The organism is Microcystis sp. M049S2, from assembly GCF_020245625.1.
GTDB classification, from domain to species: domain Bacteria; phylum Cyanobacteriota; class Cyanobacteriia; order Cyanobacteriales; family Microcystaceae; genus Microcystis; species Microcystis ichthyoblabe_A.
The window spans coordinates 1-9,960 of the sequence record NZ_JADBUN010000218.1; the positions used below are offsets into that span (position 1 = coordinate 1).

Consider the following 9,960-nt stretch of genomic DNA (forward strand, 5'->3'; position numbering starts at 1 on the left):
CTGCATTATTCACCAACTGGCAAAAACCTGATTGTGAGGACATCTCAAAAAACAGACTGTTTTTCAGCCAGATCGCTAGATGAACTTCTTGCCAAGGCTTTCGAGGATTTTCCAAAGTCTTCATGAATAATGCAGGCTAGGCCGGTGAGTGTCAAGAAACGAACTGGTTCAGAATACTCAATTAGGAGACAATCATGGCAGAAAATAACAATGTCCTGGTCACACCAGAGACCTATATCCGTGCCGAATGCGATCGGCAGTTTGGCACCATCGTTAAAACGGCGGAAGGCCTGAATCGCTTCTACCACTTACGCAGCATCACGCCGCTGGACGGGCAAAGCATCATCCGGATGAACAGGGACACTCTCTACTCCCAGAGCGTTGTCGATACGTCTAAAGGTGCCACCATCACCGTCCCTGAATTTCCTCCAGATCGCTACGTATCGGTTGAACTCGTGGATAACGACCACTATTGCCCTCGCGTGATCTACGAAGCCGGAACGCATGAATTGCCCGATGACACCAAATACTTGGGTCTCTTCGTCCGCATCCAAGTGTTCAATCCCATAGACGTGGATGAATTGGATCTGATCCACAAGTTGCAGGATCAGTTCAGCATCAATGCCAACAGTGCCGATCCACTGCCCGAGTTCAAGTGGGACAGCGAATCGCTGCAAGCCCTAACTTTGCAGTATCAAAAGGATTCAGCCCAATACAGCAGTGTGACGGGGATGATGGGACCGCGTGGCCAGGTCAACGAGGATACCCGTCACATCGTGGTAGCCACTGGGTGGGGGCTTTTACCTGAATGGGATGCAATCTATCTAAACTACGATGGGGATCATGATTACAATATTTGTCACAAAGCGACCTATGATGTTCCAGATAATGAGGCGTTCTGGTCCATCACCGTATATGGCAGTGACGGCTACATGGAAAAGGAGAACAACATCGTCAATTCCTCCAATGTAATGCCAAAGCCAAACCCCGACGGCACCTTCACCGTGTATTTCGGATCGCAAGAGAACTGTGGCAATGTTTCCAATCGGGTAGATGTAACCGAGGGCTGGAATTTCGCTATGCGGATTTATCGTCCCGGTGAGTCTGTCTTGAATGGAACATACAAACTACCTGACGCTGTACCCGTCCAGTGATTCATTTGGTGAAGTTTGTACTGGTTTACACCTAAACGCTATCTATAGGGGCAATTCATCAATTGCCCCTACTACAAAAAAAGCAAAAGTGTAGTGGATTGTTTCAGCTAAAATAGGGCAATAGATTTCGGCTTAAAGTCTTAGATTATAGAACTTATAGCATTTTTCTAATACACCAAATTAGCTGAAACAATCCAGTAGGGTGCGTGTTTGCGGTTACTAATTCGGATAATAAAATAAAACCAACAATCCGCCGTAACGCACCAATTCTATTACTATTAATTAAACATAATAAATTACATTTAATTTACCTGTGTATCATCCCCTGTAGAATTAAGTAGGGAGACACAATTATTTGTAGGATGGGTTCGCAGTAGCGTAACATGAGCTTTCTTGCAGTCTCAACCAAAGATTTAAGATCAATCGAGAAATATCGCCCGCTGCGGGTTGTGACAATTAGTCAAGATGAACTGATGAGCCACCTCAATAATTTCTGGACTATTGGCCTCCCACTCCTCCGGCTCTTCTAGGTTCTGTGTGATTAGTTTAACTTACAATATGATCGATCGATCTTTGTGTCCTTTGTGTCTTTGTGGTTCGTTCCACCCCCTCGCTAGGAGAAATGTATCCTAGAATACATTTTACCCACCAAACCTAGGAGAGCCCTCCTCCCAGAGGGATAGCTAACCCGTTGAAGCTTTCTTCCCTTTTTTGGTAATCTTCACTGCTGCCATTAATTTACTCCCCCAATGGTCTTGGATTATCGTTAATCTTGTGGATTTTCAATGTTTCGGGCAGCATGAAGTACCGCAATAACATCGATTTGCTCAGGCTTGATATAATAAATTATGCGATAAGAACCCTCGATAACTTCTCGGATCTGCTCAGTTTCAAACTCCGGAACAAGACGACCCGAAAAAGGAAAATTAGCGATCTGTTCTGAGCGTCTGGTCAATCTTTCCACCAGTCTTTGAGCATATTGAGGGGAGTTTTGTGATATGTAGTTGTAGATGGATGATAAATGATTAACGGCGGTTTCTGTCCAGAAAACTTTCATGGCTCTAGCTTGAACTTAGTGCGTACTTCTGCCACAGAAATAACCTTTTCCGCCTCACTATCGGCTAATCCTGCTTCAATTGCCTGTCTCACATAAATCTCATACATCAAATCATCCCATGTAGAATTATCCGGCAATTTATCGATTAAATTTCTGGCTTTTTGTTTAATGTTTTTTATTTCCATGATGGTTTCCAAAATGACTCCTGACAGTTTACATTATAGCAAGATAGGCTCCTAGAGATGGTGTATTCTAAAACCACCGCTAACGCTCAGAATATCCAAAAAGGCTTTTCCCTCTCGATGTCCTCAACGAAACCTCAACCCGTGATTGGTGTTATTTGGTGGATAAATGCTGTATATTTACTCTCGTCGCCGCTTAATTCACACGCAGCGGCGCAGAAACTTGCTCAACATTCATTGCTGTATGTAACAATACAGGAGGAGTTTATCTCAGGAGTTCCACGGTGATTAGAGAGCTAGACCGTATTACTGTTAATCCACAAATATGTCTTGGACAGCCAATGATTCGAGGAATGCGTATCACTGTAGGATTTGTTTTGAAACTGTTGGCTAGTCAGTTATCTATTCAGGAAATCTTAGAGGCTTATCCAGAGTTGGAGGAGGAAGATAGTCGTCAGGCTCTTAATTATGCAGCTTGGGCTGTATCCGATTATATCGTTAGCTTCACTTCAGCAGCCGTAACGCACCGCTAACTTTAATGATGGTGGGTGATATAATTTAAAATTCTGAGGTAAATCATGCAACTAAAACTAACAAAAATATTCCAGAAAGTTCCCGAAGGCTATATTGGTTTTGTCGAAGAATTGCCAGGAGCTAATACTCAAGGAGAGACTCTAGAAGAAACTAGAAGCAATTTAGAAGAAGCAATTGAGCTAGTTTTAGAAGCTAATCGTATGTTAGCTGAAGAGCAACTGCAAGGACAAGAAGTGATTCGAGAGTCTGTTACTTTCTGGGCTGCATGAAACGTATAAACTTAATTCGTCATTTAGAAGCTTATGGCTGTGAATTCTTAAGATAAGGCGGCAATCATACGATTTATGTAAATCGTGTCAATCAGAAATCTTCAGCCATTCCGCGCCATCGTGAAATCAATGAATTCTTGACGCGAAAAATTTGTCGAGATTTACAAATACCAGAACCATGAGTGCGACTCCTGTTAAGCTGCTGTAGAGTGTAGGGTGCGTGTTTGCGGCTACTAATTTGGATAATAAAATAAAACTAACAATCCGCCGTAATGACTCCTGACAGTTTACATTATCAACTATTCATTATTAATTAAAAAGGCGATCGCAAAATTACGCCTTCTTAAAAAAGAGATTAAACACCTTCAGCAAAACCCAAAGGTTGAAACTGAGCATCATTGATAATTTTAACCGTTTCCCCCGACTGCTTAATCACAAACAAACCGCGCCGATAGGCATAGACATCTATTCCCTGATCAATTTCAATGCCTGCCACTGCCCCATAAACCCGAAACTCTCGAAATTGGGGGAAAGCAACCTTAAATCGCTGTAATCGGCTGACAAAATCATCTACATCATCCCTCGACAGTCGAGATTTACATTCCACAGCCACCAACTCGCTCCCATTCACCGCCACAATATCAATCTCCATTGCCGCCCCAGGACGCTTACTTTTCAAGCGACTCATCGTTTGGGTGACATCAATGCCCCATTTCTGAAATAAACCCACGACCGCAGGCTCTACCATTTCTTCTATAAAAAGACACAAAGGAGTTGTTAAGCTATTGACCGCTTTGGTCGTTTCTTGTACCTGTTTTTTTAATTCTTCCATCGTGCGATCAGCTTCCTCTCTGCGGCGATCGGCTTCAGCACTGCGGCGATCGGCTTCGGCACTGCGGCGATCAGCTTCCTTTTGAAACTCGGCAAATTGGGACTCAGTTCTTTCAAATAACTTGTAAATATCGGCGATCGTTACAGCGTCTGACATAGGAAGATTCTTCAAGCTTGAGGAGTCTAGTCCCATTCTAGCGACTTGGCCCAGAAAAAATGTCCCTAGCTTCTCATCCGTGTTTTTTCAATCAATTATTGACTATCAACAAATCAGCGATCGCAGTTCAAGGGGAAAGGGTCAAAGGTCAAAAGGCGATCGCGGTCAATGGATAATAGGCAATGGACAATGGATAATTATCAACCATAGCTCCTGCGGCCATGGGCTACTATTTTAATCATCAGGAAGAAATTGACCTGGAAATCACCCAAGAATGGGATCAGGTACAAATTAGCATAACGCGAATAGCTAAATCACTTTTTACAGCAGGGTGAAAGAAGTGACTTTTCCCCCCTTCCCCCGAATGTACCCCGTAACTGATATAAGTAGAGATGTAGGTCTATAACCAAAATTGCCGCATCAGTTCGGTTAGGTGACTGTTTTTCGCTTGTCTAGGAGGGTAGATATGCTCAACGAATTAATTTATGAAGGATTAGGTTTAAGTGCTGTTTTCGGAGGACTATTCCTCTGGTCGCGCTCTAGTCTCGTCAGCAAAAATACCGCCCTTTTAGCTGCACAAGCGCAATTACAGCAAAGTAACTCAGATTTGTTGGTTCAAGTCAAGGGTTTAGACGTGGCGCAATCAGACTTAAAAGACGAAAATCAGCAGCTGCACGCCAAAATCATTCACATAGAACAACATTCCGCCCAATTACAGCACAAAGCTACGGATTTAGAAAATTCTCTCCAGTCCCTCCAGCAAGCTGTCCAGATAGGTGAGGGTGAAATCGAACAACTGAAAACCACCGCTAAGGAAATAGAAGCGGAGAAAGCTGGTTTGATGGAGCAATTAGAGCAAGAAAAAGCCCAAATTACTAGCCTAGAGGCACAGATTCAAACTTTAGAGCAGCAAAAAGGTGAAATTAACCGTCAATTTGATTTGACCAAAAAACAGACCACCTCTCTCTATAGTCAAATTCAGACCCTAGAACAGGATAAAGCTCTCTTACAGCAAGATATAGAAAAAGCCGAGGAATTAAGGGCGAAAGTGGCCGATTTAGAGCATAAAAACCAAGAATTAAGCGATTTAGCCGCCCAAATTCCCAACTTGCAAGGTCAAATTCAAACCTTAGAACAGAATCTGGCTGACCAAACAGAACAGTATGAGCAAGGACAGCAGGAAATAGCCAGCTTACAGGGTCAAATTACTGGGTTAGAACGGGAAAAAAAGTCTCTCAGCGAAGATTTAGCCGCAAGTCAAACTCGATCGCTCTCTTTAGGCCAAGAATGCGACAATTTAACTATAAAACTCCAAGAAACCGTCGCTCAAGTGACAGCCATAACCGCCGAAAAGGACAGTCTCGGCGCTCGTCTCGAAGCGGCTAAACTGGAGTTACAAGCTTTAGAAGTCCAGAAAGGGGAATTATCGGCAGAATTAACCACTGCTGCCGAAAAAATTGCTAATTTAAAAGGGCAATTACAGGAATTAACCCAGTTACCCCAACAATTGGCTGATTCTCAGGCAACAATTGCTGATTTAAAAGGGCAATTACAGGAATTAACCCAGTTACCCCAACAATTGGCCGATTCTCAGGCAAAAATTGTCCATTTAGAAGGGCAATTACAGGAATTAAACCAGTTACCCCAACAGCTAGAAACCTATCGGGAAAACATTTCTAATTTAGAGATTCAACTACACCAGTTAAGTTCCGAAAAAGACCAATTAGAAACCACAACTTCCCGTCATATCGAGGAATTAAGCCAACAAAATCGCCAACTAACTCAAGATTTAGAAGCCCAAAAAACGGCAGCTAAAGCTTTAGAAAAGGAAAAAATTAAGTTTGAGGGTGAGTTAGCAACTAAGCAAGCAGAAATCGCCGCTTTAGAGGTTAAAATTCAAAACCTACAGCAAGAAAGAGACGATTTCTCTAAACAAACTACTCCCATTATTACTAATGAACCGGAAGCAATTATTAGTGAAACTCCGGTAGTAGAAGAGCCGGAAACCCCCCTGGTGATTGCCAAGGAAACTCCGGTAGTAGAGGAACCGGAAACTCCCCCGGTGATTGCCAAGGAAACCCCTGTAGTAGCAGCAGAAAAAATCACGGTTGCCGATACAAGTTTAGAAGTGCAACCCGCAGCAAAGATAGTCCAAACGAGTCAAGAATCCGCAGAAAATCCCCTAAGGGGAAAAACCGTAGTTATACTAGGAACCTTCAGCAAAATCAGTCGCGAGAAAGCGAAATCATTGATTATTAATGTCGGTGGTACTGTTACTGGTTCCCCCAGTGCGAATACTGATTATATTCTCCTCGGTAAAGCTCCCGGTGAGAAACTCAAAAAGGCTCAAAAATTAGGCATTAAAACCCTTTCAGAAGCCCAATTTCTGCAAATGGTAGAATCCTAAATCAGTTATCAGTTATCAGTTATCAGTTATCAGTTATCAGTTATCAGTTATCAGTTATCAGTTATCAGTTATCAGTTATCAGTTATCAGTTATCAGTTATCAGTTCACTGTTTACTGAAAATATACCCCACTTCATAATTCATAATTCATAATTCATAATTCATAATTCATAATTCGCTTGATTACCAAAATTATGAGTCAAAAAATTGCCTTTTTAGGATTAGGAGTGATGGGGGCGCCGATGACGGCTAATCTTGTCCGTCAAGGTTTTGCTGTCAATGCTTGGAATCGTACCCCAGAGGTGCCGGGGATAACCATTGCCGGGGCAGCAGGTGCGAACATTTGTTCTAGTATCGCCGCCGCCGTCAGGGATGCCGAGATTGTCTTTACCTGCGTCGGGGATGTGCCTGACGTGGAAGCGGTAATTTTAGGACCGGGGGGTGTCATGGAATCGGCAGCGGTGGGAACTCTGGTGGTGGATATGAGTACCATTGGCTCTCAAGCCGCTAGGATGATTGGTAAAAAGCTAGAGGAAAATAATCTCCGTTTTCTCGATGCTCCCGTCTCTGGGGGCGATATTGGCGCGAAAAACGGCAGTTTAACTATTATGGTGGGGGGGAAAGAAGCGGATTTTCAGACTTGTCTGCCCTGTTTTCAAGCCATGGGTAAAACTATTCGCTGGTGTGGCGAAATCGGCAACGGACAAGCGGTAAAACTCTGTAATCAAGTCTTGGGGGCGGTTCACATGGTGGCGCTATGTGAGGCTCTAAAAATGGCAAAAATTCAAGGATTAGACCCCAATTTAGTCATAGAAGTCTGTAAAACGGGGGCGGCGGGTTCTTGGGCTTTGGAAAATTTGGGACCAAAAATCCTCGCCCAAGATTTACAGCCAGCTTTTATGATTGAACATATTTTAAAAGATTTGCGATTAGTTAAAGAAACTGCCCAGACAGCCCGGGAAATTCTGCCCGGGACAGATTTAGCGGAAACTCTATTTAAAGTAGTAGCGGAATTGGACGAAGGCAAGGGAATTAAACAGGGAACCCAAGCGATGATTCGCGCCTACGATTAGGCCTTTTGTTGGCGATAAATATCATCGGTACGGGCAGCCATGATGAAATCATTTTGATGTAATCCGCCTACGTCATGGGTCCACCAAGAAACGGTAACTTTACCCCATTCTGTCAATAAAGCGGGGTGATGGCCTTCTTTTTCCGCTGCTTCTCCCACGGCATTAGTAAAGGCGATTGCCCCTTGAAAATTGGCAAATTTATAGAGTTTTTGCAGACGGGGAATACCCTCGTATTCTAAGAGATTCCAATCGGGAATTTTAGCCTGTAAAGCGGTAATTTCTTCGGCAGTGATAGGAGAAGAACCCGATTGACAAGGTTGACATTTTTGTTGAGCAAGTTCGGTCATAGGGGTATCAATCCAGATTTTTTACCTTTATTATAGAGGAAAATCCCCCAGAGAAATTTTTTATTCTTCCTCTGACTCTGGAGAACTCACCCAAGGGGTAGAAGATTCGGCAGCTTTCGGGAAAGAAAAAGATTTTTTCGGAGGAGAAGGCAATAATTCCAATTGTCGATTAGCGGTTTTATAGCTAGTTTTATTTTTCTGCTCTCCCCGTCGTCGTTGGGAGGTTTTTTCCTCCGTCGTATTTTCGGCTATCACTTCATACAAAATCGCCCGTTTATCCTCTTGTTGCCCTTTTCTTAAAACCCGTCCCAAACGCTGAATATATTCCCTAGTGGAACCGGTTCCCGATAAAATAATCGCGATGCGTGCTTCCGGCACATCAACCCCTTCATTAAGAACATGGGAAGTCACCAGAATTTTGTATTCTCCCTGACGAAAACGGGTCAGGATTTCATGGCGTTCTTTCACGGGAGTTTGATGGGTTATGGCAGGTATTAAAAAGCTCTCGGAAATGCGGTAAACTGTGGCATTATCGTTGGTAAAAATTAAAATTGGTTCCGGATGGTGTTCACAGATTAACTCGGCTAAAACCCGCAATTTTCCTTGAGTTCCAGAGGATATTTCCTTCGACTCCCGGTGCGCTAACATCGCCCGGCGCCCTTCGCTACTTCTGGCACTAATCATGACAAAATTTTGCCAACCATCTAAACCGGACAAACTGAGATTATTTCTTCTTAAAAAATCATTGCGAATTTTAATTGCTTCTTGATATTTTTCCTGTTCTTTGGCGGATAGTTTCACTTTGATTTGAATTATTTCATGATCGGCTAGGGCTTTTCCTGACAAGTCTTGGGGACTTTTTTGATAAACAATTGTACCGATAAGATAATCTAAATCTTGATGACTACCATCACCGCGATCCGGTGTTGCTGTTAAGCCTAAACGATAGGGCGCGATCGAATCTTCCGCTATTTTCCGAAAGAAATCTGATGGTAAATGATGACATTCATCAAAAATCAAAAAAGCGTAACGATTGCCAAGAGTTTCTGAATAAATTGCCGCACTTTGATAGGTGGCGATTAAAATAGCACTATTATCCTTAGAACCTCCCCCTAATAATCCCACCTCGGCATCGGGAAAAGCCGCCAACATCTGGGCATACCACTGGTGCATTAAATCAATAGTCGGCACGATAATTAAGGTGCTGCGGGGAGTCGATTGTAGAGCTAATTGGGCAAGATAGGTTTTACCGGCAGCGGTGGGAAGGACGATAACACCCCTTCTCTGGGATTTTTTCCAAGCGATTAACGCTTCCGTTTGGTGGGGGTAGGGTTCCCGTTCAAAACTGGCAATTAATTCTAAATTGTTGAAAGCTTTTGCTTCATCTTGGAAGTTAATACCCTCCTCCTGTAGGGTTTCCACGAGAGGACGATAATGAATGGCCAAAATGCGAAATCTTTCGATACGATCATCCCAAGTGGCAAAATCTAGCCATTTTTTCCCTTTTGGTGGTGGATGGAGAATTAAGGTTCCTCGCTCATATTTGAGGGTGGGTAAGCGCATTTTTCAGTTATCAGTTATCAGTAAACAGTTATCAGTAAACAGTTATCAGTATAAGTGAACTGAAAACTTACATCTGATAACTGATACTAAATCCGTTGAGTATAGGCTACATATCAGGACGGGCAAAAGGCAAGAGGCAACCCCCCCGACGTCGGGGGGGCAAGGGGGGGTAGGGGGAATAAATAATCAGTTTTTAATAACCGGATTTAGTATGATAACTGATTCAAGGCTGACGGCTTATATTTATCTAACCTGCATTATTCATGAAGACTTTGGAAAATCCTCGAAAGCCTTGGCAAGAAGTTCATCTAGCGATCTGGCTGAAAAACAGTCTGTTTTTTGAGATGTCCTCACAATCAGGTTTTTGCCAGTTGGTGAATAATGCAG

At 43.1% G+C, this 9,960-nt stretch carries 10 protein-coding genes and 1 pseudogene; 6 read left to right on the forward strand and 5 right to left on the reverse strand.

The features are described from left to right. Positions 1–194: 194 nt before the first annotated feature. Positions 195–1,154, forward strand: a complete 960-nt coding sequence (locus tag IM496_RS17955) for a DUF1214 domain-containing protein (protein WP_287662794.1) — start codon at positions 195–197, stop codon at positions 1,152–1,154. A 766-nt stretch (positions 1,155–1,920) separates the two neighbouring features. On the opposite strand, the gene IM496_RS17960 is transcribed toward IM496_RS17955, so the two are convergent. Further along, positions 1,921–2,211, reverse strand: a complete 291-nt coding sequence (locus IM496_RS17960) for a type II toxin-antitoxin system RelE/ParE family toxin (protein WP_002744303.1) — start codon at positions 2,209–2,211, stop codon at positions 1,921–1,923. Further along, entirely contained in the window at positions 2,208–2,396 is a 189-nt protein-coding gene (locus IM496_RS17965; RefSeq protein ID WP_002762197.1) for a hypothetical protein, read from the reverse strand. Before IM496_RS17965 ends, IM496_RS17960 begins: the two co-directional genes overlap by 4 nt. Before the next feature lie 281 nt (positions 2,397–2,677). Between IM496_RS17965 and IM496_RS17970 the strand changes: the two genes are divergently transcribed. From IM496_RS17970 to IM496_RS22500, 3 genes and pseudogenes are all read left to right on the forward strand, one after another. Next, positions 2,678–2,926 carry a DUF433 domain-containing protein gene (locus tag IM496_RS17970; protein ID WP_287662796.1) on the forward strand — a complete coding sequence of 83 codons (249 nt, stop codon included), beginning with the start codon at positions 2,678–2,680 and terminating at the stop codon, positions 2,924–2,926. A 45-nt stretch (positions 2,927–2,971) separates the two neighbouring features. After that, positions 2,972–3,196 (forward strand): type II toxin-antitoxin system HicB family antitoxin, encoded by a 225-nt coding sequence (locus tag IM496_RS17975; RefSeq protein WP_002770935.1) that lies wholly within the window; start codon positions 2,972–2,974, stop codon positions 3,194–3,196. Beyond that, a pseudogene (locus IM496_RS22500) lies at positions 3,193–3,378 on the forward strand (type II toxin-antitoxin system HicA family toxin). The gene IM496_RS17975 and the pseudogene IM496_RS22500 overlap by 4 nt, the downstream one beginning before the upstream one ends. A gap of 173 nt (positions 3,379–3,551) precedes the next feature. Here the strand turns inward: IM496_RS22500 and IM496_RS17980 are convergent. After that, complete coding sequence (locus tag IM496_RS17980; RefSeq protein ID WP_287662798.1) at positions 3,552–4,184, reverse strand: DUF3782 domain-containing protein; 633 nt, start codon at positions 4,182–4,184, stop codon at positions 3,552–3,554. 466 nt (positions 4,185–4,650) lie between these two features. Here IM496_RS17980 and IM496_RS17985 point away from each other — a divergent pair, with 466 nt between their 5' ends. Both IM496_RS17985 and IM496_RS17990 read left to right on the forward strand, forming a co-directional pair. Continuing rightward, complete coding sequence (locus IM496_RS17985) at positions 4,651–6,591, forward strand: BRCT domain-containing protein (RefSeq protein ID WP_287662799.1); 1,941 nt, start codon at positions 4,651–4,653, stop codon at positions 6,589–6,591. Positions 6,592–6,784: 193 nt separating this feature from the next. Further along, positions 6,785–7,663: an NAD(P)-dependent oxidoreductase gene (locus IM496_RS17990; protein ID WP_287662801.1), complete on the forward strand. Its 879-nt coding sequence runs from the start codon at positions 6,785–6,787 to the stop codon at positions 7,661–7,663. Here the strand turns inward: IM496_RS17990 and IM496_RS17995 are convergent. Next, positions 7,660–8,010, reverse strand: coding sequence for a 4a-hydroxytetrahydrobiopterin dehydratase (locus IM496_RS17995; RefSeq protein ID WP_046663238.1), 351 nt, complete (start codon positions 8,008–8,010; stop codon positions 7,660–7,662). The genes IM496_RS17990 and IM496_RS17995 overlap by 4 nt on opposite strands. Before the next feature lie 60 nt (positions 8,011–8,070). Then, positions 8,071–9,573, reverse strand: a complete 1,503-nt coding sequence (locus IM496_RS18000; protein ID WP_104396999.1) for a DEAD/DEAH box helicase — start codon at positions 9,571–9,573, stop codon at positions 8,071–8,073. Between the last annotated feature and the right edge of the window lie 387 nt (positions 9,574–9,960).

What these genes read in the sequence shown, in the direction of transcription:
- IM496_RS17955 (WP_287662794.1), top strand. Translation starts at nt 195, where the DNA reads ATGGCAGAAAATAACAATGTCCTGGTCACACCAGAGACCTATATCCGT.
- IM496_RS17960 (WP_002744303.1), bottom strand. Translation starts at nt 2,211, where the DNA reads ATGAAAGTTTTCTGGACAGAAACCGCCGTTAATCATTTATCATCCATC.
- IM496_RS17965 (WP_002762197.1), bottom strand. Translation starts at nt 2,396, where the DNA reads ATGGAAATAAAAAACATTAAACAAAAAGCCAGAAATTTAATCGATAAA.
- IM496_RS17975 (WP_002770935.1), top strand. Translation starts at nt 2,972, where the DNA reads ATGCAACTAAAACTAACAAAAATATTCCAGAAAGTTCCCGAAGGCTAT.
- IM496_RS17980 (WP_287662798.1), bottom strand. Translation starts at nt 4,184, where the DNA reads ATGTCAGACGCTGTAACGATCGCCGATATTTACAAGTTATTTGAAAGA.
- IM496_RS17985 (WP_287662799.1), top strand. Translation starts at nt 4,651, where the DNA reads ATGCTCAACGAATTAATTTATGAAGGATTAGGTTTAAGTGCTGTTTTC.
- IM496_RS17990 (WP_287662801.1), top strand. Translation starts at nt 6,785, where the DNA reads ATGAGTCAAAAAATTGCCTTTTTAGGATTAGGAGTGATGGGGGCGCCG.
- IM496_RS17995 (WP_046663238.1), bottom strand. Translation starts at nt 8,010, where the DNA reads ATGACCGAACTTGCTCAACAAAAATGTCAACCTTGTCAATCGGGTTCT.
- IM496_RS18000 (WP_104396999.1), bottom strand. Translation starts at nt 9,573, where the DNA reads ATGCGCTTACCCACCCTCAAATATGAGCGAGGAACCTTAATTCTCCAT.